This window comes from Streptomyces sp. Root1310 (assembly GCF_001426425.1).
In the GTDB taxonomy this organism is placed as follows: Bacteria; Actinomycetota; Actinomycetes; order Streptomycetales; family Streptomycetaceae; genus Streptomyces.
Map to the genome: position 1 here is coordinate 119,480 of NZ_LMEQ01000035.1, position 26,147 is coordinate 145,626.

Sequence of the window (26,147 nt, forward strand, 5' to 3'; positions counted from 1 at the left end):
TCTTACTTCTCCTCGGTGGTGCGGGCGTGGCTGACGGCGGGCTCGTTGCCGCCCAGGAGCAGGTAGAGGACGGCCATCCGGATGGACACGCCGTTGGCGACCTGTTCGACGACGGTGCAGCGCTCGGAGTCGGCGACCTCGGCGGTGATCTCCATGCCGCGGACCATCGGGCCGGGGTGCATCACGATGGCGTGCTCGGGCATCCGCGCCATGCGGTCGCCGTCGAGGCCGTAGCGCCGCGAGTACTCGCGCTCGGTGGGGAAGAACGCGGCGTTCATCCGCTCGCGCTGCACCCGCAGCATCATCACCGCGTCGGACTTGGGCAGCGTGCTGTCGAGGTCGTACGACACCTCGCACGGCCAGGTCTCGATGCCGACCGGCACCAGGGTGGGCGGGGCGACCAGGGTCACCTCGGCGCCGAGCGTGTGCAGCAGGTCGACGTTGGAGCGGGCGACCCGGCTGTGCAGCACGTCGCCGACGATCGTGATGCGCTTGCCGGCGAGGTCCTGGCCGATCCCGGCGTCCCGGCCGACCAGCCGGCGGCGCATGGTGAAGGCGTCCAGGAGTGCCTGGGTGGGGTGCTGGTGGGTGCCGTCGCCCGCGTTGACGACGACCGCGTCGATCCAGCCGGAGGTGGCCAGGCGGTAGGGCGCCCCGGAGGCACCGTGCCGGATGACGACGGCGTCGACGCCCATGGCCTCCAGCGTCTGCGCGGTGTCCTTGAGGGACTCGCCCTTCGACACCGACGACCCCTTGGCGGAGAAGTTGATGACGTCCGCGGAGAGGCGCTTCTCGGCGGCCTCGAAGGAGATACGCGTGCGCGTGGAGTCCTCGAAGAAGAGGTTGACGATCGTGCGGCCGCGCAGGGTCGGCAGTTTCTTGATGGGCCGGTCCGCGACCCGGGCCATCTCCTCGGCGGTGTCGAGGATCAGGACGGCGTCGTCGCGGGTGAGGTCGGCGGCCGAGATGAGATGACGCTGCATCTGTCAGGCTCCGTAAGGCAGTTCAGACAAGGGAGATCACGGACGTGCAGGGCACGGCTGTGAGGCGCACGGCACCGAGGGCCGTACGCGCGCGTGCTACTGCTGGGGGGCCGGCTTCACACCGAGCAGCACGGTGTCGCGACCGTCCTCCTCGGCGAGCTGGACCTTGACCGTCTCCCGCAACGACGTGGGGAGGTTCTTGCCGACGTAGTCGGCGCGGATGGGCAGTTCCCGGTGGCCGCGGTCGACGAGGACCGCGAGCTGCACCGCGCGCGGACGCCCGAGGTCGTTCAGGGCGTCGAGGGCGGCACGGATGGTACGGCCGGAGAAGAGCACGTCGTCTACGAGGACGACCAGCTTGCCGTCCAGGCCGTCACCGGGGATCTCGGTGCGGGCCAGCGCACGCGGCGGGTGCATGCGCAGGTCGTCGCGGTACATGGTGATGTCGAGGGAGCCGACCGGAATCCGGCGGTCGGTGATCTGCTCGAGCTTGGCGGCGAGCCGCTGGGCGAGGAAGACGCCGCGGGTCGGGATCCCTAGCAGTACCACGTCGTCGGCGCCCTTGGCGCGTTCGACGATCTCGTGGGCGATACGGGTCAGTACCCGCGCGATGTCGGGGCCCTCGAGAACGGGCCGCGCATCGGCTTGCCGGGAGTCCTGCTGAATGTCCTGCTTGTCCATATGAAACGGACCTCCTTCTCCGCCTCACGGGACGGACCTTAAAGGACGTCGGATTTGCGCCATCCACGGTAGCAGGCCGGAGGACCGCCCTGATCACCCCCCTGGCGTAACCGGCCACCGATACCACGGAAGCGTCGGTGTGGACCATTCGGCTTGACTCAGAAGAATCACGCTGCGTAACCTCACAGTGAGTTACCAGCACGCGGCCAGTGCCGCGTCGACCCAGTGCCGGGGAGCTATATGTCCAGCGAATACGCCAAACAGCTCGGGGCCAAGCTCCGGGCGATCCGCACCCAGCAGGGCCTTTCCCTCCACGGTGTCGAGGAGAAGTCCCAGGGACGGTGGAAGGCGGTCGTGGTCGGTTCGTACGAGCGCGGCGACCGCGCCGTGACCGTGCAGCGCCTTGCCGAGCTGGCGGACTTCTACGGCGTTCCCGTGCAGGAACTGCTGCCGGGCACCACTCCGGGCGGCGCCGCCGAGCCGCCGCCGAAGCTGGTCCTGGACCTGGAGCGACTGGCCCACGTGCCGGTCGAGAAGGCGGGCCCCCTTCAGCGGTACGCGGCCACCATCCAGTCGCAGCGCGGTGACTACAACGGCAAGGTGCTGTCGATCCGCCAGGACGACCTGCGCACGCTCGCCGTCATCTACGACCAGTCCCCCTCGGTCCTGACCGAGCAGCTGATCAGCTGGGGCGTCCTGGACGCGGACGCGCGTCGCGCCGTCTCCCACGAGGAGGGCTGAGGCCCCAGCGGCCCGCCAGAGCTCAGCAGAAACGTGCCGCCGGGGTGGCCGGAACCTGATGGTTCCGGCCACCCCGGCTTTTTGTCGTCACACGCCGGAGGGCCCACAGCGTGCGCTGTGGGCCCTCCGGCGTGTGCGCGCCCCGAGGGGCGCCGGGAACCGCCGGACGAGCCACAGGGGGCTCGCAGGCCTCCTGAGGCCCTCGTTCCCCGGCTCTCCCTGCGGAACCGTTCGCTATTCGCGACGCAGAGACGGCTTGAGCTCCTTGAACCGGCCGAGCAGGCCGTTGACGAACGACGGCGACTCGTCCGTCGAGAACTCCTTCGCCAGCTGCACCATCTCGTCGAGGACGACCGCGTCCGGGGTCTCGTCGGCCCAGATCAGCTCGTAGGCGCCGAGACGCAGGATGTTGCGGTCGACGACCGGCATCCGGTCCAGCGTCCAGCCGACCGAGTACTGCGAGATCAGCTCGTCGATGCGACGCGCGTACCCGGCGTAGCCCTCGACCAGCTGCATCGTGTACTCGCTCACCGGCGGCTGCCGGGTGTCGGCCCGGGAGAGCCGGATCCAGTCCGCGAGGACTGTCAGGACGTCGACTCCGCGCTGGTCGCCCTCGAAGAGGATCTGGAAGGCGCGCTTGCGGGCCGTGTTGCGGGCAGCCACGGTTAGCTGTTCACCCGGCCGAGGTAGTCGCTGGTGCGGGTGTCGACCTTGATCTTCTCACCGGTGGTGATGAAGAGCGGGACGTTGATCTGGTGACCGGTCTCCAGGGTGGCGGGCTTGGTGCCACCGGTGGAGCGGTCGCCCTGGAGGCCCGGCTCGGTCTCCTGCACGACGAGCTCGACGGCGGCCGGCAGCTCTACGAAGAGCACCTCGCCCTCGTGCTGCGCCACGGTGGCCGTGAAGCCCTCGATCAGGAAGTTGGCGGCGTCGCCGACGGCCTTGCGGTCGACCATCAGCTGGTCGTAGGTCTCCATGTCCATGAAGACGAAGTACTCGCCGTCCATGTACGAGAACTGCATGTCGCGCTTGTCGACAGTGGCCGTCTCGACCTTGACGCCGGCGTTGAACGTCTTGTCGACGACCTTGCCGGAAAGCACGTTCTTCAGCTTGGTGCGCACGAAGGCCGGGCCCTTGCCGGGCTTGACGTGCTGGAACTCGACGACGGACCAGAGCTGGCCGCCTTCGAGCTTGAGCACCAGGCCGTTCTTGAGGTCGTTCGTGGAAGCCACGGTTGCGGAATCTCCTGGACTGACGTGGACGACCCCGGTGCACGCACCTGTCTAGAGGGCGAGCAGCTCCTTGGTCGTGATGGTGAGTAGCTCGGGTCCGCCGTCCGCCTCGGGGCGCACGACGAGCGTGTCATCGATCCGGACACCGCCCCGGCCCGGGAGGTGGACCCCCGGTTCGACGGTGACCGGCACGCAAGCGTCCAGTTTACCCATGGCCGCGGGAGACAACTGCGGGTCCTCTTCGATTTCGAGTCCGACACCGTGCCCGGTGAGCGCCGGAAGGCCCTCGGAGTGCCCTGCGGAGTCCAGGATCTGGCGGGCCGCGCGGTCCACGTCGCGGAAGGCGGCGCCGGGTGCCAGGGCCTCCCGTCCGGCCCGCTGGGCAGCGAAGACGAGGTCGTACAGCTCGATCTGCCAGTCGGCCGGCGACGTGCCGATCACGAAGGTGCGGCCGATCTCGCAGCGGTAGCCGCGGTAGCTCGCCCCCAGGCAGACGGAAAGGAAGTCGCCCTCCTCGACCCGCCGGTCGGTGGGCCGGTGACCGCGCCGGCCGGAGTTGGGGCCGGTGGCGACCGAGGTGGCGAAGGCGGGGCCGTCGGCGCCGTGATCGACCAGGCGCCGCTCCAGTTCGAGGGCGAGATGCCGTTCCGTACGGCCCACCAGAATGGATTCCAGCAGCTCACCCAGGGCCTGGTCGGCGATCTCGGCGCCGATCCGCAGACAGGAGATCTCCTCCTCGTCCTTCACCACCCGCAGCTGTTCGACCGCTGCGGCCAGGTCGGCGAGGCGCAGGCCCGGCGCGACGGAACGCAGTTCCCGGTGGCGCGCCACCGTGAGGTGATGCTCCTCCACCGCGAGGGAGTCGCCGCCCTCGGCCACGACGAGACCGACGGCGGCGACCGCCGGATCGCCTCCGGAGCGGCGCAGGCAGTGGACCCGCAGGGCCTCGTCCGGCCGGCCCTCGCTCGGGCGGTCGTCGGGCGGGTCCGCACAGACGAGAACGTCCTCACGTCTGCCCAGCAGCAGCACGGCGCCACGGGGGGCCGCACCCGCGAGGTATCTCACGTTGGCGGGGCGGGAGATCAGCGCGGTGGCGCTGCCGCTCGCGTTGCAGCGTTCTCTCAGCCGGTTGCGGCGGGACGCGTAGACCTCTGACATGACACGAGCGTAGGAGGAGTGGCCGGATTGTGCCGGTTGGGAGGGCGTTCGGGGGAACGGTCCGGCTCGGACCGGAGCGCTCGGGAGCGCTCTACCACTTGGGCGGGCTCGCGATCGCCCTCGCCAGCACGTCGTCCAGGACTCTCGCCGTCGTCGGGACGTCCAGCTGGGAATTGTCGATGATGGGGAGGCCGGAGCCGTACCAGCCGGCCATGCGGCCGTGGATACGGGCCACCTCCTCGTCGGTGAGGCGGCGGTTGCCGGCCCGTTCGGCGTTGCGCTCCAGGACGACCTCCAGGCCGGGCAGGAGGACGACGGGCAGCAGCCCGGGGCCCACATGCCGTTTCCAGCCACCGAGGCCCACGGCCGGGCGGTCGGGGAAGATCGCGTCGTCCAGGATGCACGAGATGCCGTTGGCCAGGAAGTTGCGGGCGGCGAAGCCGCAGGTGCGGCGGGCCAGGCGGTACTGGGCCTCGGAATGGTCGTTCCACCCCGACTGCGGGTCGGCGAAGCCCGAGCGGACCCATTCCCGTACGTCGTCGAGGCTGACGTGGGCCGTGGGCACCCGGCGGTGGTCGGCCCAGTACTTGGCGACGCTCGTCTTCCCGGCGCCCGCCGGGCCGATCAGCAGCACCGCCAGCGTCGTGGCCGTCGGGTCGGGGACGACGGGGGCGGGCGGCGCGCTGGGCATGGGGACGGGGCCGCCCGGCGGCAGCGGGACATGCCCGGTGGTCTCGGTGCCCTGCGGGACCGGGGCGTGCTGCGGGGCGGGCGGAGGCGGGACGGGCGGCACCGGCGGCTGGGGCGCGGGCGGGACCGGACCCGAGGGGGCGCCGAGGTATCCCGGCTGCTGCTGGGGGGCGCCGCCCGGCTGGTGGGGCGGCGGCAGCGGAGAACCCACTGCGTGCTGCATCCGGTGCCACTCCGTCTCGTACAGGCAATGGGCGCTGGTTGTGAGGGGTGCGGACCCCCTGTTCGCTACTGAACGGTACCGCCCCCGACCGTCCTTTGGTGAACGGCCGGGGGCGGTCCGAAGTGCCCGGTGTGGAAAGCGAGTCGGGCGAACGGGACGCGGGCGGACCTGCTCGCCAGTCCCGCGCTCCTACTCGCCCACCTCGCCGTACGCGGCCAGCAGGACGGCCGGGTCGGGGCCTTCGAGGACGTTCGGCTTGGCGAGGCCGTCCAGGACGATGAACCGCAGCAGGTCGCCGCGGGACTTCTTGTCGACCTTCATGTTCTCCAGCAGCTTGGGCCACTGGTCGTAGCGGTAGTGCAGCGGCAACCCCACCGACTCCAGGATCGTGCGGTGGCGGTCGGCCGTCGCGTCGTCCAGCCGGCCCGCCAGGCGGCCCAGTTCGGCGGCGAAGTGCATGCCCACGGACACGGCCGCGCCGTGCCGCCACTGGTAGCGCTCGTTCTTCTCGATGGCGTGCGCGAGGGTGTGCCCGTAGTTCAGGATCTCCCGCAGGCCCGACTCCTTCAGGTCGGACGACACCACGTCCGCCTTGACCCGGATGGAGCGCTCGATGAGCTCGGCGGTGTGCGGGCCGGCCGGGGTACGGGCGGCCTCGGGGTCGGACTCGACCAGGTCGAGGATCGCCGGGTCGGCGATGAAGCCGGCCTTGATGATCTCGGCGAGCCCGGAGACGTAGTCGTTGACCGGCAGGGAGTCCAGCGCGGCCAGGTCGCACAGCACGCCGGCCGGCGGGTGGAAGGAGCCGACGAGGTTCTTGCCCTCGGCGGTGTTGATGCCGGTCTTGCCGCCGACCGCCGCGTCGACCATGGCCAGCACGGTGGTCGGGACGGCGATCCAGCGCACCCCGCGCAGCCAGGTCGCGGCGACGAACCCGGCCAGGTCGGTGGTGGAGCCTCCGCCGACGCCCACGACGACGTCGGTGCGGGTGAACCCCGACTGGCCGAGCGCCTTCCAGCAGTAGGCGGCGACCTCGGCGGTCTTGGCCTCCTCCGCGTTGGGCACCTGGATGGCCACGGCCTCGTAGCCCTGCCCGGCCAGATCGGCGCGGAGGGCGTCGCCGGTGTCGGCGAGCGCCTCGGGGTGGATCACGGCGACCCGCTTGACCCGGTCGCCGATCAGCCCGCCGAGCTCGCCCAGCAGCTGACGGCCGACCAGGACCTCGTACGGCTCCGAGCCCGCGCTGCCGCCGACCCTGATCCGCGTAACGGACTCGCTGCTCATGCTTCCTTCAACTCCAAAGCGTCCAAGGCCACTTGGCTGACCTCTTCGGGCGTACGGCCGTCCGTGGTCACGACCGCGGTGGCGACACCCTCGTAGAGAGAACGGCGGGCCTCCATCAGCTCGCGCCACTGCTTGCGCGGATTGACGGCGAGCAGCGGCCGCGCGGCGTTCAGGCCGGTGCGCTTGACGGCTTCCTCGACGTCCATCGCCAGGTAGACCACCCGCTGCCCGGCCAGCAGCGCGCGGGTGTCCGCGTCCAGGATCGAGCCGCCGCCGAGCGCCAGTACGCCGTCGTGCTCGGCGAGCGCGCGCCGTACGGCCCGCTTCTCGATCGCGCGGAAGCTCTCCTCGCCCTCGTCGACGAAGATCTCCGCGATGCTGCGGCCCGCCTCGGCGACGATGTCGTCGTCGGTGTCCCGGTAGGCGACGCCGAGCCGCTCGGCGAGCAGTTGCCCGACGGTGGACTTGCCCACGCCCATCGGGCCGACGAGGACGACCAGTGGCCCGCTCATCGGATGTGCAGGCTGTCGAGGTACGACCGCACGTTGCGGCGGGTCTCGGTGACGCTGTCGCCGCCGAACTTCTCCGCCACCGCGTCCGCGAGCACCAGGGCGACCATCGCCTCGGCCACGATCCCCGCGGCCGGGACCGCGCACACGTCGGAGCGCTGGTGGTGTGCCTGGGTGGCCTCACCCGTGGTGACGTCCACCGTCCTCAGGGCCCGCGGCACGGTCGCGATCGGCTTCATCGCGGCGCGCACGCGCAGCAGCTCGCCGGTGGTGAGTCCGCCCTCGGTGCCGCCGGACCGGCCGCTCGTGCGCCGGATGCCCTCGGGCGTGGTGACGATCTCGTCGTGCGCCTTCGAGCCCGGCACGCGGGCGAGACCGAAGCCGTCGCCGACCTCCACGCCCTTGATCGCCTGGATGCCCATCAGGGCCGCGGCGAGGCGGGCGTCGAGCCGCCGGTCCCAGTGCACGTGCGAGCCGAGGCCCACCGGTACGTCGTACGCCAGCACCTCGACGACGCCGCCGAGGGTGTCGCCGTCCTTGTGTGCCTGGTCGATCTCCGCGACCATCGCCTTCGAGGCGTCCGCGTCGAGGCAGCGGACCGGGTCCGCGTCCAGCTTCTCGACGTCCGCGGGGGTCGGCAGGACGCCGTAGGGCGCCTTCGCCGCGGCCAGCTCCACGACGTGCGAGACGATCTCGATGCCGGCCGTCTCCTTCAGGTACGACCGGGCCACCGCGCCCAGCGCGACCCGGGCGGCCGTCTCCCGCGCGGAGGCGCGCTCCAGGATCGGCCGGGCCTCGTCGAAGCCGTACTTCTGCATCCCGGCGAGGTCGGCGTGGCCGGGGCGCGGGCGGGTGAGGGGGGCGTTGCGGGCGAGGCCGGCGAGGATCTCCGGGTCGACCGGGTCGGCCGACATGACCTGCTCCCACTTCGGCCACTCCGTGTTGCCCACCATGACGGCGACCGGGGAGCCCATGGTCAGGCCGTGCCGGACACCCCCGAGGAAGGTGACCTCGTCGCGCTCGAACTTCATGCGCGCACCACGCCCATAGCCGAGCCGTCGCCGCGCGAGGTGGTCGGCGACCATCTCCGTGGTGATCGGCACGCCGGCGGGAAGGCCCTCCAGCGTCGCGACAAGTGCGGGTCCGTGGGACTCCCCCGCGGTCAGCCAACGCAGCCTGCTCAACGATGCTCCTCAGTGCTCGCGCTCTGCTAGCGCTCTGCGCACGCGCGTCCTTCGCGTACGTCGGTGACGTGACCGGGTGCGCGGCCCTGGCCCGCCGTCTCCGATCCTCCCACGTCCCCGCTCCGGAAACGGTCGAGGGTCCAGCCTGCGGACGGTGGAACATCCGGGGCCGGGGTCACGGGCGGTGCGTGTCCCGGCGGGAGGCGAGGGCGTGCTCGCCCGCCTTGCGCATGGCCTCGACCGGCGCCGGGACGCGGCCGGTCATCTGCTCCACCTGGAGGACCGCCTGGTGCACCAGGAGGTCGAGGCCGCTGACGACGGCGCCGCCGAACATGGACCAGCGGGCGGCCAGCTCGGTCGGCCACGGGTCGTAGAGCACGTCGAACAGCGTGGCGGGGCGCTCGGGCACCGAGGCGGCGAGGGCGTCCGTGGCGCCGGCCGGGGTGGTCGCGACGACCAGCGGGAAACGCAGTGCGTCGGCGGCGTCCGCCCAGTCGGCGATCCGGACCTCGACGTCGAGCCGCTCCCCCCACTGCCGCATCTCGGCGGCGCGGGCCGCGCTGCGGACGTAGGCGACGATCTCGCCGGTGCAGACCCTCGGCAGGGCGGCCAGGGCGGAGGACGCCGTGGCTCCGGCGCCGAGGATCGCGGCCGAGTCGACCTGTTCGACACCACGCTCGCGCAGGGCGGCGACCATGCCGGGGATGTCCGTGTTGTCGCCCAGACGACGGCCGTCCTCGGTGAACACGAGGGTGTTGACCGCCTCGACGGAGGCGGCCGTCTCGCTGATCTCGTCGAGCAGCGGGATGACGGCGCGCTTCAGCGGCATGGTCAGCGAGAGACCGGCCCATTCGGCGCCGAGCCCGGCGACGAAGGACGGCAGGGCCTCCTCGTCGACGTCGAAACGGTCGTACGTCCAGTCGGTGAGTTCCAGTGCCTCGTACGCGGCGCGGTGCAGCACCGGGGAGAGGGAGTGGACGATGGGGCTGCCGAGTACCGCGGCCCGGCGGGCGTCAGTTGCCCGTGCTGGCATCGAACTTGTCCTTGAGTTTCTGGAAATCTGCGTAGGTCTTGGCGAATTCGGTGTTGCTCTCACCGTCGGTCGCCACGAAATAGATCCAGCCGTCGGTGGTCGGACTCATCGTGGCCTTCAGCGCGTCCTCACCGGGGTTGCCGATCGGTCCCGGCGTCAGGCCCTTGTTGGTGTACGTGTTGTACGGGTCCTTGTTGCTGTTGATCTCGGACTCGCTGATGTGGATCTTGCTCTCGCCCTTCAGGTAGTTGAAGGTCGAGTCGAACTGGAGCAACTGGTTGGTCTGGTCGTTCGTCGGCTTGAGCCGGTTGTAGACGACCTCCGCCATCTTGCGGTAGTCGTCGTGCGTCTTGCCCTCGGCCTGGACGAGGCTCGCGACCGTGATGACCTGCAGCGGGTTTTCCAGCTTGAGCGTCTTCGCCTTGGCCTCGAGGTCGTACTCGCCGTACACCTCGTTGGCGTGCGCGACCATCGACTTCAGTACCGCCTCGGGCTTCATGCCCTTGGCCGCTCCGTACGTGCCCGGGAAGAGGAAGCCCTCCAGCGGGTCCTTGATGTCCTCGTTGTCGTTCGCCCAGGCGGGCAGGCCGAGCGTCTTGTACTTGCTCTCCGCCACTTTTCTGGTGGCACCGGAGGCAAGTCCGAGTTTCGTGTCGATGTTCTTGTAGACGGACACGTTCCGCTGGCCCGGGGTGACCATCACATTGGCCTGGCTGGCCGGGTCGAGCATCATCTCCACGGCGCTCTTCGCGGACATCTCCTTCTTCAGGATGTACGCGCCCGCCTGGATGCCGCCCGCCTCGGGGTTGTTCGTGACCGCGGAGACGAACGCGTCCACGCTCTTGACGACTCCGGCGTCCTTGAGCAGCCGGCCGATGGCGGCGCCGCCGGAGCCCTTGGGCACCTCGATGCTCACGGTCTGCTTCGTGCCGTTACCCGTGTAGTCCGGAGCCGCGGCGTAACGATTCTTGTAGTAGTCGTAGCCGAAATATCCGACGCCTGCGACACCGCCGCCGAACACCAGCACGACGACCAGACAGGCGCAGCCGCTGCGGCCCTTCTTGCTCTTCTTGCTCTTGGTGCCCTTGCCGCCCCGGCCCCGCCGGTCGCCGCGGCCCTCCGGCTCGTCGTCGTCCTCGTCGTCCTCGGCCCCGCCGCCCGCGAAGAACGCGTGCTCACCCTGATCGGGTCCAGGATCCCAGTCGGGCTTCTGATCGGCCTCGGCCTCCGGCTCCGGTTCGGGCTCCGCGCGGCGCCGGGCGGGCGGCTCCGGCGGCGGGTACGCCTCGGGAGTGCCGTAGAAGTCGGGCTGTTCGGCGCCGTAGGCAGCGGCCTGCTGACCGTAGGGGTCACCGGGATCGGCGGCGAAGGGGACGTGGGCATGGGTGCCCGTGCCGTCCCAGCCGCCCTCCTGGTACCCCTCGTGGTAGGCCTGCGGGTTCTGCTGGGCGTACTGCTGGTCCTGAGCGCCGTACTCCTGCTGGTCGTAGCCCTGGTACCGGGGGTCGTACTGCTGCTGGCCGTACTGCTGTTGGTCGTACTGCTGCGCCTGTCCCTGGCTCCAGTCGCCGTACTCCTGCTGCTGGGGCTGCTGCGGGTAGTGGTGGTGCTCTGGCTGGCCGCCGTAGGCAGGCTGATGGCCCGTGGGGGCCTGCTGCCCTTCCCATCCGCCGTCCCCGTACAACGGGTCCTCCGGATGCCACGGTTCGGAGCCAGGGCCCCGGCCATACTCAGTCATCGATCCCCTAGAGCCGCGAGGCGGCGATCACGCGGCTTTTTTCCGGCCCGTCACCGTTCCGTCTCTCTCTGTGCGGCAGCTGTTCGAACACCGCCGCATCGCGCGGAACGTTACCGTATCGCGATCAGATGACCACTTCGACGCCCTCGCCCGGCGCTTTACCTGACACCCGTTCGGATTCCAGGGCCTGCTGAAGGATGATCACAGCGGCTGCCTGGTCGATCACCGAGCGGCCCTTCTTCGCCTTCACGCCCGAGGCACGCAGTCCCTGACTGGCCGTCACGGTCGTCATCCTCTCGTCCACCAGACGTACGGATACGGGCGCGATTCTGTTCGCCAGCTCTTGCGCGAAGCCGCGGACCTTGACCGCGGCCGGGCCCTCGCCCCCCTTGAGGGAGCGGGGCAAACCCACGACGACCTCGATCGGCTCGTACTCCTCGACCAGTTGTCCGAGCCGGCGGTAGGCCGCCGGAACGTCCCGGCCGGGGACCGTCTCCACCGGAGTGGCGAGGATCCCGTCGGGGTCGCACGAGGCGACCCCGATCCGGGCGTCCCCGACGTCGATCGCGAGTCGACGGCCCTTCCTCATCGGCTCGCTCACTTGGCCGTTTCCGCCACGAGCCGCTCGACGGCGTCGACGGCGTCGCCGACGGCGGCCGGGTTCTGGCCGCCGCCCTGGGCGACGTCCGGCTTGCCACCGCCGCCGCCACCGAGGGTCTTGGCGGCCGTGCGGACCAGGTCGCCGGCCTTGAGACCGCGCTCGCGGGCGGCCTCGTTGGTGGCGATGACCGTCAGCGGCTTGCCGTTGTTGACCGTGAACAGGGCGACCACGGCGGCCCGGCCGCCCTGGATGCGGCCGCGCACGTCGAGGACGAGCCTGCGCAGGTCGTCGGTGGTCGTGCCGTCCGGGACCTGACCGGTGACCAGGGCGACACCGCGGACGTCCTTGGCGGACTCCACGAGACCGGCGGCGGCCTGCAGCACCTTCTCCGCGCGGAACTTCTCGATCTCCTTCTCGGCGTCCTTCAGCTTGCCGAGCATGGCGGAGACCTTCTCCGGGAGCTCCTCCGGACGGCCCTTGATCAGCTCCTGGAGCTGGGCGACGACCGTGTGCTCACGGGCCAGGAAGTTGTAGGCGTCGACGCCGACGAGGGCCTCGATGCGACGGACACCCGAGCCGATCGACGACTCGCCGAGCAGCTTCACCAGGCCCAGCTGGGAGGTGTTGTGCACATGGGTGCCACCGCACAGCTCCTTGGAGAAGTCGCCGATGGTCACGACCCGGACGCGCTCGCCGTACTTCTCGCCGAACTCGGCGATGGCGCCCTGCTTCCTGGCTTCGTCGATGCCCATGACATCGGCGCGGACGTCCAGGTCGCGGGCGAGGATCTCGTTGATCTTCTGCTCGACGTCGGTCATCACGGCCGTCGGGACGGCGGACGGGGAACCGAAGTCGAAGCGGAAGCGGCCGGGCTGGTTCTCGGAACCGGCCTGGGCGGCCGTCGGGCCGAGGGCGTCGCGCAGCGCCTGGTGCGTGAGGTGGGTGGCCGAGTGGGCGCGGGCGATGGCCGTCCGGCGGCGCTGGTCGATCGAGGCGTGGGCCTTGGCGCCCAGCGTGACCTCGCCGACCTGGACGACGCCCTTGTGGACGTACACGCCGGGAACCGGCTTCTGGGTGTCGCGGATCTCGATGACGGCGCCGGTGTCCACCTTGATACGGCCGGTGTCGCCGATCTGGCCGCCGCCCTCGGCGTAGAACGGGGTGCGGTCGAGGACGATCTCGACCTCGTCGCCCTCGGTGGCGGCCGGCGAGGAGGCGCCGTCGACGAGGATGCCGACGATCGTCGACTCGCCCTCGGTGTCGGAGTAGCCGATGAAGTCGGTCGCACCGGCCCGGTCGGCGATCTCGCGGTAGGCGCCCACGCCGGCGTGCCCGGTCTTCTTGGCCTGGGCGTCGGCCTTGGCGCGTTCCCGCTGCTCCTTCATCAGGCGGCGGAAGCCGTCCTCGTCCACGGACAGCCCCTGCTCGGCGGCCATCTCGAGGGTGAGGTCGATCGGGAAGCCCCAGGTGTCGTGGAGCAGGAAGGCCTTGTCGCCGGCCAGAACCGAGCCACCGGACTGCTTGGTCTCGGTGACGGCGGTGTCGAGGATGTTGGTGCCGGCCTTGAGCGTCTTGAGGAAGGCGTTCTCCTCGGCGAGGGCGACCTTCTCGATGCGCTCGCGGTCGGTGACCAGCTCCGGGTACTGCTGGCCCATCATCTCGATGACGGTGTCGATGAGGTCCTTGACGACCGGGCCGGAGGCACCGAGGAGGCGCATGTTGCGGATGGCGCGGCGCATGATGCGGCGCAGGACGTAACCGCGGCCCTCGTTGCCGGGGGTGACGCCGTCGCCGATGAGCATCACGGAGGTGCGCATGTGGTCGGTGACCACGCGCAGCGAGACGTCCGACCCGTGGGCCTCGCCGTACTCGACGCCGGTCAGCTCGGTGGCCTTCTTGATGACGGCCATCGAGGTGTCGATCTCGTACATGTTCTGCACGCCCTGCAGAATCATGGCGAGGCGCTCCAGGCCGAGGCCCGTGTCGATGTTCTTGCTCGGCAGGTCGCCCAGAATCTCGAAGTTGTCCTTGCCGATGCCCTCGCCGCGCTCGTACTGCATGAAGACGAGGTTCCAGATCTCCACGTACCGCTCGTCGTTGACGGCGGGGCCGCCCTCGACGCCGAACTCGGGGCCGCGGTCGTAGTTGATCTCAGAACACGGGCCACAGGGTCCGGGGACGCCCATGGACCAGTAGTTGTCCTTCATGCCGAGGCGCTGGATGCGCTCCTTGGGCACGCCGACGACCTCGTGCCACAGCCGCTCGGCCTCGTCGTCGTCCTTGTAGACGGTGATCCAGAGCCGCTCCGGGTCCAGACCGTAACCGCCCTTGTCCTGGGGCGTGGTGAGCAGCTCCCAGGCGTACTTGATGGCGCCTTCCTTGAAGTAGTCGCCGAAGGAGAAGTTGCCGCACATCTGGAAGAACGTGCCGTGGCGGGTGGTCTTGCCGACCTCTTCGATGTCGGGCGTACGCACGCACTTCTGCACGCTCGTGGCGCGCGACCACGGCGGCTTGACGTCGCCCAGGAAGTACGGCTTGAAGGGGACCATGCCGGCGGGGACCAGGAGCAGAGTCGGGTCGTCCGCGATGAGCGACGCCGAAGGGACGACGGTGTGCCCGCGCTCCTCGTAGAAGCTCAGCCAGCGGCGGCGGATCTCGGCCGACTCCATCAGTGGTCCTCATTCCGGTTGTGCGAGTACGTCGTGTTCTCGATGTGCTCGGGGTACTTGGGGGTGCTGCGGTTGCTCTCGATGGCGTTGTACCGCCGCGGCGCGGGCAGTTCGGGGTCGGCGTGGATCCCCAGCGCCTCCCCCAGCTCGGCCTCCCGCTGGGCCATGTTGTCGCGGACGTCGAGCGCGAAGCCCACCGCGCGGTCCTTGAGGCGCGCTCCCGTCTCGAGCGCCTTGTTGGCCGCGGTCGCGGCAAGGCTCTCGGGGGTCAGCTGCCTCAGCTTGCGATTGACCTTGGTGGTGGCCCAGACACCGGCGGCGACGCCCGTGGTGAACCAGAAGGTACGGCGGAACATCGCTGGTCTCAGTCCCTCTTTCCACGGGGCTTGCGCTTCTCCCGCCGGGAGACCGTTCGGCCCACGATCACGGTCCGCCGGGGTTCCCCGGCGGGCACGTCGTCCTTGCGGCCGCCGAGGGCCCGGCGGACGCCGTAGCCGAAGGCGGCGACCTTCACCAGGGGACCGCCGAAGGTGGAGGCGACCGTGGTGGACAGTGCCGAGGCGTTCGACGTGACTTCCTGGACGTCGGTGGCGATCGCGTCGACCCGGTCGATCTGGGTCTGCGCGGAACGCACCGCGGCCGAGGCGTCGGCCAGCAGCGGCACGGCCTGCTCGGTCACGTCGGCGACGAGTCTGGTGGTCGCCCTGAGCGTCTGGGCCAGCCTCGCCAGCGCGACGGCGAGGAAGGAGACCAGGATCGCCCAGAACACGGCCACCAGGATGCCGGCCACCTCTCCACCGGACACTGCGCACCCGCTCCCTGTCTGACGAACACCTATCTCTGGAGGCGAGCCTATCGCGCCGACGCCGGCGTTCCGTACCGGATTAGGCGTGCGAAAGCCCGCCGTCCCACCTGCCCCGAAGGGCAGGGAGACGACGGGCCTTGGCGCAGAAGTCCTACGACCGCCGCCGACCGATCCGGAAGGGGATCAGCGGGCGTAGTACTCGACGACGAGCTGCTCGTCGCAGATCACGGGGATCTCCTTGCGGTTCGGCTCACGGTCCAGGCGGAAGGCCAGGGCGCGGAGGTTCACCTGGAGGTAGCGCGGGGTCTCGCCGTCGGGGGCGAAGCCGCCCTCGCGGGAGATCGAGAACAGCGTCTTCTCACGGCTGCGCTCGCGCACCATGACGACGTCGTCCGGCTTGACACGGAAGGACGGCTTGTCGACCTTCTGGCCGTTGACCTCGATGTGGCCGTGGACGACCATCTGGCGGGCCTGGTAGATCGTGCGGGCGATGCCCGAACGCAGGACCAGCGCGTCGAGACGGCGCTCGAGCTCGATGATCAGGGCCTCACCGGTCTTGCCCTGGACCTTGGAGGCACGCTCGTAGGCGCGGACGAGCTGGCGCTCGGACACGTCGTACTGCGCGCGCAGACGCTGCTTCTCGAGCAGACGGACCTTGTAGTCCGAGTTCTGCTTGCGGCCACGGCCGTGCTCACCCGGCGGGTAGGGGCGGGCCTCGAAGTACTTGACGGCCTTCGGGGTCAGCGCGATGCCGAGGGCACGCGACTTCTTGACCTTGGGACGGGGCTGGTTCGCCACGATCTCTCTCTTTCCAGAATTTCCGGCTCGTCAGGGTTAAGGGAGGTCGCATCCGCAGCCGGGGAAACCCGTCGGGTCCGCATGGGACCTGTCGGGCAGCCGCTCCCCTGGTCTGGGCACATACATGCAGCACGCGAGTTGCCCACCGACCGGTCCCGGAACTCCGGGTGGTGATGGGCTGCCCGCGACACCGTTCGACGGTGCGCGACGCTCCTGGAGCGAGGTCCGAGGACCGGCGCTCCGGCCGACTGTCCTGTTCTGACTGCACGGGACGCGGCACTTCGGGCGAGTCTACAGGGTGCTCAGGACCCGTTGCGACCGAGGTGCTGACGGGTCCACTCGACCGCGTCCGCGTAGCGGGCCTCGGCGCCGTGCCGGGTGGGCTCGTAGTACTCGCGGTCCTTGATGGCGTCCGGCGCGTACTGCTGGGCGGCGATGCCCTCGGGCAGGTCGTGCGGATACACGTACCCCTGCGCGTGTCCCAGCTTGGCCGCGCCCTTGTAGTGCCCGTCGCGCAGATGCGGCGGCACCGGGCCGGCCAGCCCCTTGCGCACGTCCTCCAGGGCGGCACCGATCGCGGTCGTCGCGGCGTTGGACTTGGGCGCCAGGGCGAGGGCGATGGTGGTGTGGCTGAGCGTGAGGGCGGCCTCGGGGAAGCCGATCATGGCGACGGCCTGGGCGGCGGCGACCGCGAGGGGCAGCGCGCCCGGATCGGCGAGGCCGATGTCCTCGCTGGCGGAGATCATCAGGCGGCGGGCGATGAAGCGGGGGTCCTCGCCGGCCTCGATCATGCGGGCCAGGTAGTGCAGGGCCGCGTCGACGTCCGAACCCCGGATGGACTTGATGAGGGCGCTGGCGACGTCGTAGTGCTGGTCGCCGTCACGGTCGTACTTCACGGCCGCGCGGTCGACGGTCTGCTCCAGGGTCTGGAGGCTGATCCCGGCCTCGTCCTGGTCCAGGGCGGCCCCGGCGGCGGCCTCCAGGGCGGTGAGGGCACGGCGGGCGTCGCCGCCGGCGATGCGCAGCAGATGGGCCTCGGTGTCCTCGGGGAGGGTGAGCGAGCCCTTGAGGCCGCGGTCGTCGGCCAGGGCGCGCCGGACGAGGTCGCGGAGGTCGTCGTCCGTGAGGGGTTCGAGGGTCAGCAGGAGCGAGCGGGAGAGCAGGGGCGAGATGATCGAGAAGTACGGGTTCTCGGTGGTCGCCGCGATCAGCGTCACCCAGCGGTTCTCGACGGCCGGCAGGAGGGAGTCCTGCTGGGCCTTGCTGAAGCGGTGGATCTCGTCGAGGAAGAGGACGGTCTCCTTGCCGTAGCCGCCGATGGCGCGGCGGGCGCCGTCGATGACGGCGCGGACCTCCTTGACGCCCGCGGTGATGGCCGACAGCTCGACGAACCGCTTGTTGGTGGCCTTGGAGACGACGTACGCCAGGGTCGTCTTCCCGGTGCCGGGCGGCCCCCAGAGGATCACCGAGGAGGGCCCGGCCGGGCCCGTGGCACCCTCCCCGACCAGGCGGCGCAGGGGCGAGCCCGGCTTCAACAGGTGCTGCTGGCCCACCACCTCGTCGAGGGTGCGCGGGCGCATCCGGACCGCCAGGGGGCTCCCGGCGGGGTCCTTCTCCTGGCGGTCTTCCGCTGCGGCGGTGAACAGGTCGGGCTCCACACGTCGGAGCCTACGTCAGAGGTCCGACAGTCCTGTCCCGCGCCCGGTGCGCGGCCTGCTCCGGCGCCTGTCCGGTGCCGGGCTCAGGCCCAGAGGTCCGCGCCCCAGCGGGTCAGGATCAGCATGGCGATGATGCCGACGTGGGTGACCGGCAGGACCCAGGTGAACTCGCCGAGGAAGCGCTTCAGCCAGCCCGGGGCGGGCAGCAGGTCGTTGCGCACGTTGAACGAGGTGACGTACCAGAACATGGTGATCGTCGCGACCCAGGCCAGCGAGCACCACAGGCACAGGGCGTTGATCTCGTACAGGGACTGGTACTGGAGCCAGGTGCAGAACCCCACGCCGAAGAGGGTGCCGAAGTTGAAGGTCAGCCAGTACCAGCGCGGGAACGCGACCCGGGTCAGCAGGCTCATGCCGACACAGATCACGATGCCGTAGGCGACGAGACCGAGCATCGGGTTGGGGAAGCCGAAGGCGGCGGCCTGCTTGCTCTCCATGACGCTGCCGCAGCTGATGATCGGGCTGATGCTGCAGCTGGGCGTGAAGGTCTCGCCGGCGACCTTGGCCTCGAGGATCTTGAACTTGTCGAGCGTGATGACCCAGGCGGCCAGCAGACCGGCGGCACCGGTGATCAGCAGCAGGATCGCGAACGCACGGCTGCCGCCCACGGTCCGGGTTCCGGTCGCGGTGACACGCCCGGGCTCGGACTCCGTGGAGACGTCTTTGACTGTCGTCTTGCTCATCACGCCGATCCGTCACTTGAGAGTTGGACCATCTTCGGGCAGGGGCCATTGTGCCGCACCGGGCCGGGTGCGCACCGTTCGCTGCGCATAAGGAAGTACGTACGGCGGTCCCGTTGCGTTCGGTTCCGGCCAAGGCCAGGGGCGCACCGGCACGCGCGCGTGGCGCGCGGACCACGGCGCCTCCCGAAGGACGAACGGGCGGCCGCCAGGTTGACGTGCGGCGCTTGACGTCCGGCGCATGACGAAGGCGCCGGGTCGCCCGACCCGGCGCCTTCCTCGGGCTTTCGCGCCCGTCAGCCCAGCTTCGACTCCAGCTCCGCCACGATCTCGTTGACGCCGACCGCCCTCTGCTCGCCGGACTCCATGTCCTTGAGCTGGACGACGCCCTCGGCGAGGTCGCGTTCGCCGGCGACGATCGTGTAGCGGGCGCCGCTGCGGTTGGCGCTCTTCATGGCGCCCTTGAGCCCACGGGAGCCGTAGGAGAAGTCCGCCGCGACACCGAGCTTGCGCAGTTCGGTGACCTTCGCGAAGAGGACCCGGCGGGCCTCCTCGCCGAGCGGGACGGCGAACACGGAGGTCGCCGCGGGCAGCTCCAGCTCCACGCCCTCGGCCTCCAGCGCGAGGACCGTACGGTCGACGCCCAGCGCCCAGCCCACCGACGGCAGCGCGGGGCCGCCGATCATCTCGGAGAGACCGTCGTAGCGGCCGCCGCCGCCCACCGCGGACTGGGATCCCAGTCCGTCGTGGACGAACTCGAAGGTCGTGCGGGTGTAGTAGTCGAGGCCGCGGACCAGCTTCGGGTCGTCCTCGAAGACCACGCCCGCCGCCGTGATCAGCTCCCGGACCTCCTCGTGGTACGCCTTGCACGCGTCGCAGAGGTAGTCGCGCAGCAACGGCGCGCCCCCGAGCTGCTTCTGGACCGCCTCACGCTTGTCGTCCAGGACCCGCAACGGGTTGATCTCCGCGCGGCGCAGCGTCTCCTCGTCGAGGTCCAGGCCCCGCAGGAAGGTCTGGAGTGCCTCCCGGTACACCGGGCGGCACTCCTTGTCGCCGAGGCTGTTCAGGAGGATGCGGAAGTCGCGCAGCCCCAGCGAGCGGTACGCCTGGTCGGCCAGGATGATCAGCTCGGCGTCCAGCGCCGGGTCCTCCGCGCCGATCGCCTCGGCGCCGACCTGGGAGAAGTGCCGGTACCGGCCCGCCTGCGGCTTCTCGTACCGGTAGTACGAGCCCGAGTACCAGAGCTTGACCGGCAGGTTGCCCTGCTTGTGCAGGTTCGCCTCCAGGGCGGCGCGCAGCACGGACGCCGTGCCCTCGGGGCGCAGGGCCAGCCGGTCGCCTCCCTTGGTCTCGAAGGCGTACATCTCCTTGCTGACGATGTCGGTGGACTCACCCACACCGCGCGCGAACAGGTTGACGTCCTCGAAGCCGGGCGTCTCGACATAGCCGTAGCCGGAGTTGCGCAGCGGGGCGGCGATCGCCTCGCGCACCGCGAGGAACTTCGCGGAGCGCGGCGGAATCAGGTCGTACGTGCCCTTGGGGGCCTGAAAGGTACTCACGGAAGGTCTCTCGTCACATTCCTCGTCGGGGAGGGGCGTGCGTACCCGCTCCCTGGCCGCCGGCCGCCACCTGCCGCAGATACGGGTTGGTGGCGCGCTCCTGGCCGATGGTCGTCTGGGGGCCGTGGCCGGACAGCACCACGGTCGAGTCCTCGAGCGGCAGGCACACGCGGGCCAGCGAGTCGAGCATCTCGGCCATGTCGCCGCCGGGCAGGTCGGTGCGTCCGATGGAGCCGGCGAACAGCAGATCCCCGGAGAAGAAGACCGACGGGACGTCGGCCGCCTCGGGCATCCGGAAGGTCACCGACCCCCTGGTATGGCCCGGCGCATGGGCGACGGAGAACTCCAGACCGGCCAGGTCCAGTGCCACGCCGTCGGCCAGCTCACGGACGTCGTCCGGCTCCCCCACGGTCAGTTCACCCATCAGCGGCATCCCGATGGACCGGCCGAGCGCCTTCTCGGGGTCGCTCATCATGTAGCGGTCCTCGGGGTGGATCCAGGCCGGCACGTCGTGCGCTCCGCACACCGGGACGACCGAGGCCACGTGGTCGATGTGGCCGTGGGTGAGGACGACGGCGACGGGCTTGAGCCGATGCTTCCTGATCGCTTCCTCGACTCCCGGGGCCGCCTGGTGGCCCGGGTCGATGATCACGCACTCCTCACCGGCGGCGGGGGCGACGAGATAACAGTTCGTCCCCCAGGCCCCGGCGGGGAACCCGGCAATGAGCACGATCGTCCTTCGTTTGTGTCGATACGCGTGGGCTTCTGGGCGGCTGCGCCAGTGGTCAGAGCCTACCGGCGCTGCCGATTCCTCAGCGAACCCATATACGGTACGGGGCACACGCAGGCGGTCGGCTCACGAGACGCACGCGTCCCAGTCGACGTACGAGACGCACGAGGAGAGAACTCGGTGGTCACCCAGGAACAGCGGAAGCGTCAGCTCGCCCGGGAGAAGTTCTTGCGGCAGCAGCAGCGGCGCACCTCCGCGCGACGCAAGGCACGTGCGCGCAACTCGGTGATCGCGTCGGTGCTCGGCGTGATCGTCATCGGCAGCGTGGCGCTGTACGCGACCGGCGTCATGAAGGACGACGACAAGGCGAACGCCAGCTCGGAGACGACGCCGTCCGCGACGCCCAGCGCCGCCAAGGACCCGTGCGAGAAGGCGGCCGCGGGCTCGGTCAAGACGCAGACCTGGAAGAAGGAGCCGGCGGTCACGATCGACAAGTCGGCGAAGTACACGATGACCCTCGCGACGACGTGCGGGGACATCGACATAGCGCTCAAGGCGAAGGCCGCGCCTCACACGGTGAACTCGTTCAGCTTCCTCGCCGGCAAGGGCTACTTCGACCACACCAAGTGCCACCGTCTCACCACCAACGGCATCTACGTGCTGCAGTGCGGTGACCCGACGGGCAGCGGCAGCGGCGGTCCCGGCTACACCATCCCGGACGAGAACCTGAAGGACACCAGCCTCAAGAACAACACCTACCCGGCGGGCACGATCGCGATGGCCAACACCGGTCAGGCGCACACCGGCGGCAGCCAGTTCTTCCTCGTCTACCAGGACAGTCAGCTGCCGCCGAGCTACACGCCCTTCGGTACCGTGTCGGCCGACGGCATGAAGGTGCTGACGAAGATCGCCGCCGCCGGTGAGAACACGGGCGCGGGTGACGGAGCACCGAACGCGACGGTCGTGATCAACAAGGCGACGGTCACGAAATCCTGACGGCGATCCGACGACTAACGGGCGGTCAACTGCGCAATTTCGGTCGCGCTGGATGCGGACAGGCGGCCCGCCGGTCGCCTATGTTGGCCGTGACGAAACTGTGGACGATGCCCAGGGGCGCTGAAGCCCCTCGGAGGCATCATGTGGAGGAGGCGCTGTGAGCAGCGACCCGTGGGGCCGCGTCGACGAGACGGGGACCGTGTACGTGCGTACGGCCGACGGCGAGCAGGTGGTCGGTTCCTGGCAGGCAGGCTCCCCCGAGGAGGCGCTGGCCTATTTCGAGCGCAAGTACGAGGGCCTGGTTGTCGAGATCGGCCTCCTCGAGAAGCGGGTGAAGACCACCGACCTGTCGACGAAGGACGCGCAGGTCGCGATCGACCACATCCGGGAACAGGTCGACGCGCACCACGCGGTCGGTGATCTTCAGGCACTGCGGGACCGGCTGGACAAGCTGGTGGCGACCGTCGAGTCGCGGCGCGAGGAGCGCAAGCAGCAGCGGGCCAAGCAGTCCGACGAGGCCCGCAAGGCCAAGGAGGACCTGGTCACCGAGGCGGAGCAGCTGGCCCAGTCCGACCAGTGGCGGGCCGCCGGCGAGCGGCTGCGGTCGCTGGTGGACACCTGGAAGGGTCTGCCGCGTCTGGACCGCAAGTCGGACGACGAGCTGTGGCACCGGTTCTCGCACGCGCGCTCGGCGTTCTCCAAGCGCCGCAAGGCGCACTTCGCGCAGCTGGACGCGCAGCGCGAGGAGGCCCGCCGGACCAAGGAGCGGCTGGTCTCCGAGGCCGAGGCGCTGTCCGGTTCGTCGGACTGGGGTCCGACGGCGGCCCGCTACCGCGAGCTGATGGCGGAGTGGAAGGCGGCGGGCCGCGCCCAGCGCGAGCACGAGGACGACCTCTGGAACCGCTTCCGCGGCGCTCAGGACGTCTTCTTCGCCGCCCGCAGCTCGGTGTTCGCCGAGCGGGACGCGGAGCAGACGGAGAACCTGAAGCTCAAGGAGGAGCTGGCCGAGGAGGCCGAGAAGCTCCTGCCGATCGGTGACCTGAAGGCGGCCCGTGCCGCTTTCCGCTCGATCAACGAGCGCTGGGAGGCCATCGGCCATGTGCCGCGCGACGCCCGGCCCAAGGTCGAGGGCCGGATGCACGCCGTGGAGCGGGCGATGCAGGAGTCCGAGGAGGCCGAGTGGCGCCGGACGAACCCGGAGGCACGCGCGCGTGCCGCGGGTCTGACCGGTCAGCTCCAGGCCGCCGTGGACAAGCTGCGGACGCAGATCGACCAGGCGCGTGCCCAGGGCAACTCCGCGCGGGCCGACAAGCTGGAGCGTGAGCTGGAAGGCCGTCAGGCGCTGCTGGACCAGGCTCTGAAGGGCCTCCAGGAGTTCGGCGGCTGATCCCGGCTCCCGACCCGTCCGGTCGACGTTCGACGAAGAGGCCCCCGTACATCGCGTACGGGGGCCTCTCGCGTGCTCGGCTACGGCCTGCGCGCCGATGTCACCCGGTACACGTCGTAGACGCCCTCCACGCCGCGTACGGCCTTCAGGACGTGCCCCAGGTGCTTGGGGTCGCCCATCTCGAAGGTGAAGCGGGAGGTGGCCACCCGGTCGCGGGAGGTCTGGACGGCCGCGGACAGGATGTTGACGTGCTGGTCCGACAGCACCCGCGTGACGTCCGAGAGGAGGCGGGACCGGTCCAGGGCCTCGACCTGGATGGCGACCAGGAAGACCGAGGACTGGGTGGGCGCCCACTCGACCTCGAGGATGCGCTCCGGCTCGCGGGACAGTGACTCCACGTTGACGCAGTCGCTGCGGTGAACCGATACACCGCTACCGCGGGTGACGAAGCCGATGATCGGGTCGCCGGGGACGGGTGTGCAGCAGCGGGCCAGCTTGACCCAGACGTCGTCGACGCCCTTGACGACCACGCCGGGGTCCTGGTTGCTGCGCCGCTTGCGGCCACGGCTGCGGGACGGGACCGTCTCGTCGATCTCCTCGGTGGCCGCCTCCTCGCCGCCGAGGGCCTGCACCAGCTTCTGCACGACGTTCTGCGCGGCCACGTGGCCCTCGCCGATCGCCGCGTACAGCGAGGAGATGTCCGGGTAGCGCATCTCGTGCGCGAGCGTGACCAGCGAGTCGCCGGTGAGGATGCGCTGGATCGGCAGGTTCTGCTTGCGCATGGCGCGCGCGATGGCGTCCTTGCCCTGCTCGATGGCCTCGTCGCGGCGCTCCTTGGAGAACCAGGCCCTGATCTTGTTGCGGGCCCTCGGCGACTTCACGAAGTTCAGCCAGTCCCGGGACGGCCCGGCCCCGGCCGCCTTGGAGGTGAAGACCTCCACCAGGTCGCCGTTGTCCAGGGTCGATTCCAGCGGGACGAGGCGTCCGTTGACGCGGGCTCCTATGGTGCGGTGGCCCACCTCGGTGTGCACCGCGTACGAGAAGTCCACGGGCGTGGCGCCGGCCGGCAGCGCTATCACGTCACCCTTCGGCGTGAAGACGAAGACCTCGTTGCGCGACAGGTCGAAGCGCAGGGACTCGAGGAACTCGCCCGGGTCCTCGGTCTCCTTCTGCCAGTCGAGGAGCTGGCGCAGCCATGCCATGTCGTTGAGGTGGTCGTCCTTGCCGGTGGTCCTCGGCTGGTCCGAGCGCACCTTGGAGGCGCCGGCGACGGCCTCCTGCTTGTACTTCCAGTGCGCGGCGATGCCGTACTCGGCGCGGCGGTGCATGTCGAACGTGCGGATCTGGAGTTCGACCGGCTTGCCGTTGGGCCCGATGACCGTCGTGTGCAGCGACTGGTACATGTTGAACTTGGGCATCGCGATGTAGTCCTTGAACCGGCCGGGAACCGGGTTCCATCGCGCGTGCACCGTGCCGAGGGCCGCGTAGCAGTCCCTGACCGTGTCCACGAGGACACGGATGCCCACCAGGTCGTAGATCTCCGCGAAGTCACGGCCGCGGACGATCATCTTCTGGTAGACGCTGTAGTAGTGCTTCGGGCGGCCGGTCACGGTCGCCTTGATCCGGGCGGCGCGCAGATCGGCCTGGACCTCGTCGGTCACTATGGCCAGGTACTCGTCGCGCTTCGGAGCCCGCTCGGCCACCAGCCGTACGATCTCGTCGTACATCTTGGGGTAGAGGATCGCGAAGGCGAGGTCCTCCAGCTCCCACTTGATGGTGTTCATGCCGAGCCGGTGGGCGAGCGGCGCGTAGATCTCGAGGGTCTCGCGCGCCTTCTTCTCCTGCTTCTCGCGCTTGAGGTAACGCATGGTGCGCATGTTGTGCAGCCGGTCGGCGAGCTTGATGACCAGGACGCGCGGGTCCTTGGCCATGGCCACGACCATCTTGCGCACGGTCTCGGCCTGCGCGGCCTCGCCGAACTTGACCTTGTCCAGCTTGGTGACGCCGTCGACGAGCAGGGCGACCTGGTCGCCGAAGTCGCGGCGCAGGTCCTCCAGGCCGTACTCGGTGTCCTCGACGGTGTCGTGCAGCAGGCCCGCCATGAGCGTGGCCGGATCCATGCCCAGCTCGGCGAGGATCGTGGTCACCGCGAGCGGGTGCGTGATGTACGGGTCGCCGCTCTTGCGCTTCTGACCGCGGTGCCAGCGCTCGGCGACCTGGTAGGACTTCTCGATCTGGCGCAGCGTCGCCGTCTCGATCTTGGGGTCGTTGCTGCGCACTATCCGCAGCAGCGGTTCCAGGACCGGGTTGTACGGGTTCTGGCGCTGGACGCCGAGCCGGGCGAGACGGGCGCGGACGCGGTTGGAGGAGCCGGAGCGGGCCGGTGGCTGCGCGGCTGCGGGACGACCGGCGGGCACGGCCGGGGCCCCCTCCGGCTGGGCCGGCTTGGGCCGGGGCTGCTCGGCCGGCTTCTCCACGGGCGCGGATCGGTCGTGCTCGACCGGCCCCCGGCTGTCGTCCTTCGCGTGCGACGCGGGCGTGGCCGCGGGACCCGAGGCGGACTCGGGCTTGGCGGCGGTCAGGTGCTGGGCCTCGTCTGGCAAGAGGACTCCTCGTGCGCGATCCGGGTCCCCCGGTCAGGCTCCGGAGCACCCATCGTAGCGATCCTGAGCTCCGGGATCGCCTTCAGGCCGATGTGAGGGCCGTCTACCGGAGAAACACAAGGGGCGGGCTCCGGATTCCTCCGGG

The 26,147-nt window shown here is 70.1% G+C and carries 24 protein-coding genes; 3 read left to right on the forward strand and 21 right to left on the reverse strand.

Annotation, left to right across the window (positions count from 1 at the left end; translation table 11 throughout):
• Nucleotides 1–2: 2 nt before the first annotated feature.
• Both ASD48_RS40280 and pyrR read right to left on the reverse strand, forming a co-directional pair.
• A complete protein-coding gene (locus tag ASD48_RS40280) occupies nt 3–983 on the reverse strand; it encodes an aspartate carbamoyltransferase catalytic subunit (RefSeq protein WP_020128860.1) in 981 nt (326 codons plus the stop codon).
• 96 nt (nt 984–1,079) lie between these two features.
• Complete coding sequence (gene pyrR, locus ASD48_RS40285) at nt 1,080–1,664, reverse strand: bifunctional pyr operon transcriptional regulator/uracil phosphoribosyltransferase PyrR (protein ID WP_057606898.1); 585 nt, start codon at nt 1,662–1,664, stop codon at nt 1,080–1,082.
• Nucleotides 1,665–1,904: 240 nt separating this feature from the next.
• Here pyrR and bldD point away from each other — a divergent pair, with 240 nt between their 5' ends.
• The gene (gene bldD, locus ASD48_RS40290; RefSeq protein ID WP_020128858.1) at nt 1,905–2,405 is read left to right on the forward strand and encodes a transcriptional regulator BldD; all 501 of its coding nucleotides are present in this window, start codon (nt 1,905–1,907) and stop codon (nt 2,403–2,405) included.
• Nucleotides 2,406–2,639: 234 nt separating this feature from the next.
• Here the strand turns inward: bldD and nusB are convergent, their stop codons facing one another.
• The 18 genes from nusB to ASD48_RS40380 form a co-directional block, all read right to left on the reverse strand.
• Complete coding sequence (gene nusB, locus ASD48_RS40295; RefSeq protein WP_020128857.1) at nt 2,640–3,068, reverse strand: transcription antitermination factor NusB; 429 nt, start codon at nt 3,066–3,068, stop codon at nt 2,640–2,642.
• Nucleotides 3,069–3,070: 2 nt separating this feature from the next.
• Complete coding sequence (gene efp / locus ASD48_RS40300; protein WP_020128856.1) at nt 3,071–3,637, reverse strand: elongation factor P; 567 nt, start codon at nt 3,635–3,637, stop codon at nt 3,071–3,073.
• Between the two features lie 51 nt (nt 3,638–3,688).
• Nucleotides 3,689–4,795 carry an aminopeptidase P family protein gene (locus ASD48_RS40305; RefSeq protein ID WP_057606899.1) on the reverse strand — a complete coding sequence of 369 codons (1,107 nt, stop codon included), beginning with the start codon at nt 4,793–4,795 and terminating at the stop codon, nt 3,689–3,691.
• Nucleotides 4,796–4,886: 91 nt separating this feature from the next.
• Nucleotides 4,887–5,708: a Pro-rich N-terminal domain-containing protein gene (locus tag ASD48_RS40310; RefSeq protein ID WP_057606900.1), complete on the reverse strand. Its 822-nt coding sequence runs from the start codon at nt 5,706–5,708 to the stop codon at nt 4,887–4,889.
• Between the two features lie 189 nt (nt 5,709–5,897).
• Nucleotides 5,898–6,992: a 3-dehydroquinate synthase gene (aroB, locus tag ASD48_RS40315; RefSeq protein ID WP_057606901.1), complete on the reverse strand. Its 1,095-nt coding sequence runs from the start codon at nt 6,990–6,992 to the stop codon at nt 5,898–5,900.
• A complete protein-coding gene (locus tag ASD48_RS40320) occupies nt 6,989–7,504 on the reverse strand; it encodes a shikimate kinase (RefSeq protein ID WP_057606902.1) in 516 nt (171 codons plus the stop codon). Before ASD48_RS40320 ends, aroB begins: the two co-directional genes overlap by 4 nt.
• Nucleotides 7,501–8,685 carry a chorismate synthase gene (gene aroC, locus ASD48_RS40325; protein ID WP_057606903.1) on the reverse strand — a complete coding sequence of 395 codons (1,185 nt, stop codon included), beginning with the start codon at nt 8,683–8,685 and terminating at the stop codon, nt 7,501–7,503. The genes ASD48_RS40320 and aroC overlap by 4 nt, the downstream gene beginning before the upstream one ends.
• 175 nt (nt 8,686–8,860) lie before the next feature.
• The gene (locus ASD48_RS40330) at nt 8,861–9,718 is read right to left on the reverse strand and encodes a shikimate dehydrogenase (protein WP_057606904.1); all 858 of its coding nucleotides are present in this window, start codon (nt 9,716–9,718) and stop codon (nt 8,861–8,863) included.
• Entirely contained in the window at nt 9,699–11,456 is a 1,758-nt protein-coding gene (gene mltG, locus ASD48_RS40335; protein WP_079074262.1) for an endolytic transglycosylase MltG, read from the reverse strand. The genes ASD48_RS40330 and mltG overlap by 20 nt, the downstream gene beginning before the upstream one ends.
• 124 nt (nt 11,457–11,580) lie before the next feature.
• Nucleotides 11,581–12,045 carry a Holliday junction resolvase RuvX gene (gene ruvX / locus ASD48_RS40340; protein ID WP_057607056.1) on the reverse strand — a complete coding sequence of 155 codons (465 nt, stop codon included), beginning with the start codon at nt 12,043–12,045 and terminating at the stop codon, nt 11,581–11,583.
• An 8-nt stretch (nt 12,046–12,053) separates the two neighbouring features.
• Nucleotides 12,054–14,726 (reverse strand): alanine--tRNA ligase, encoded by a 2,673-nt coding sequence (gene alaS / locus ASD48_RS40345; protein WP_057606906.1) that lies wholly within the window; start codon nt 14,724–14,726, stop codon nt 12,054–12,056.
• Entirely contained in the window at nt 14,726–15,082 is a 357-nt protein-coding gene (locus tag ASD48_RS40350; RefSeq protein WP_057606907.1) for a hypothetical protein, read from the reverse strand. Before ASD48_RS40350 ends, alaS begins: the two co-directional genes overlap by 1 nt.
• 8 nt (nt 15,083–15,090) lie before the next feature.
• The gene (locus ASD48_RS40355) at nt 15,091–15,531 is read right to left on the reverse strand and encodes a DUF948 domain-containing protein (protein ID WP_028806686.1); all 441 of its coding nucleotides are present in this window, start codon (nt 15,529–15,531) and stop codon (nt 15,091–15,093) included.
• Nucleotides 15,532–15,714: 183 nt separating this feature from the next.
• The gene (gene rpsD, locus ASD48_RS40360) at nt 15,715–16,329 is read right to left on the reverse strand and encodes a 30S ribosomal protein S4 (RefSeq protein ID WP_020128844.1); all 615 of its coding nucleotides are present in this window, start codon (nt 16,327–16,329) and stop codon (nt 15,715–15,717) included.
• Between the two features lie 302 nt (nt 16,330–16,631).
• The gene (locus ASD48_RS40365) at nt 16,632–17,987 is read right to left on the reverse strand and encodes a replication-associated recombination protein A (protein ID WP_057606908.1); all 1,356 of its coding nucleotides are present in this window, start codon (nt 17,985–17,987) and stop codon (nt 16,632–16,634) included.
• A gap of 83 nt (nt 17,988–18,070) precedes the next feature.
• Nucleotides 18,071–18,730: a vitamin K epoxide reductase family protein gene (locus tag ASD48_RS40370; protein ID WP_057606909.1), complete on the reverse strand. Its 660-nt coding sequence runs from the start codon at nt 18,728–18,730 to the stop codon at nt 18,071–18,073.
• 293 nt (nt 18,731–19,023) lie between these two features.
• Nucleotides 19,024–20,286, reverse strand: a complete 1,263-nt coding sequence (gene hisS / locus ASD48_RS40375) for a histidine--tRNA ligase (protein WP_057606910.1) — start codon at nt 20,284–20,286, stop codon at nt 19,024–19,026.
• A 13-nt stretch (nt 20,287–20,299) separates the two neighbouring features.
• Nucleotides 20,300–21,016, reverse strand: a complete 717-nt coding sequence (locus tag ASD48_RS40380; protein WP_057606911.1) for an MBL fold metallo-hydrolase — start codon at nt 21,014–21,016, stop codon at nt 20,300–20,302.
• Between the two features lie 180 nt (nt 21,017–21,196).
• On the opposite strand from ASD48_RS40380, the gene ASD48_RS40385 reads away from it, so the two are divergent.
• Both ASD48_RS40385 and ASD48_RS40390 read left to right on the forward strand, forming a co-directional pair.
• The gene (locus ASD48_RS40385) at nt 21,197–22,012 is read left to right on the forward strand and encodes a peptidylprolyl isomerase (RefSeq protein WP_057606912.1); all 816 of its coding nucleotides are present in this window, start codon (nt 21,197–21,199) and stop codon (nt 22,010–22,012) included.
• Between the two features lie 157 nt (nt 22,013–22,169).
• Nucleotides 22,170–23,399 (forward strand): DUF349 domain-containing protein, encoded by a 1,230-nt coding sequence (locus ASD48_RS40390; RefSeq protein ID WP_020128838.1) that lies wholly within the window; start codon nt 22,170–22,172, stop codon nt 23,397–23,399.
• A gap of 80 nt (nt 23,400–23,479) precedes the next feature.
• Here ASD48_RS40390 and ASD48_RS40395 read toward each other — a convergent pair whose 3' ends face one another.
• On the reverse strand, nt 23,480–26,002 hold the full coding sequence (locus ASD48_RS40395) for a bifunctional (p)ppGpp synthetase/guanosine-3',5'-bis(diphosphate) 3'-pyrophosphohydrolase (RefSeq protein ID WP_057606913.1): 2,523 nt from the start codon (nt 26,000–26,002) through the stop codon (nt 23,480–23,482).
• Nucleotides 26,003–26,147 lie beyond the last annotated feature (145 nt).